1 protein-coding gene is annotated in these 297 nt (G+C 75.1%); it reads left to right on the top strand.

All coding sequences use genetic code 11. The features are described from left to right. The coding region (locus G3I65_RS01425) for a helix-turn-helix transcriptional regulator (protein WP_160693974.1) at positions 1-243 on the top strand (243 nt) is incomplete at its 5' end. Between the last annotated feature and the right edge of the window lie 54 nt (positions 244-297).

Below are 297 nucleotides of genomic sequence, written 5' to 3'. Positions count from 1 at the left end.
GGCCGCCTGGAGGCGCGTGCGGACGGGACGTTCGGCCACGCGGAGCTGTCCCGGCCCCCGGCGGAGCTGACCGCGGGCGAGGCGACCGTGGCGCGGCTGGCGGCGGACGGGCGGACCAACACCGAGATCGCCGGTGAGCTGAGCATCAGCCGCCGGGCCGTCGAGAAGCACCTGACGAGCCTGTACCGCAAGCTGAAGATCGACGGCCGCGCCCAGCTGCCATCGGTGCTGGGCGCACGCTGACGGCGACGTCGCGGCGGACCGGCACAGTCACCCACCCCCAACTGCCACCGGTGC

The organism is Amycolatopsis sp. SID8362, assembly GCF_010550475.1.
Classification (GTDB): Bacteria; Actinomycetota; Actinomycetes; order Mycobacteriales; family Pseudonocardiaceae; genus Amycolatopsis; species Amycolatopsis eburnea.
Note: the sequence above shows the minus strand (reverse complement) of the source record. Positions and strands in the feature narration are given on the sequence as shown.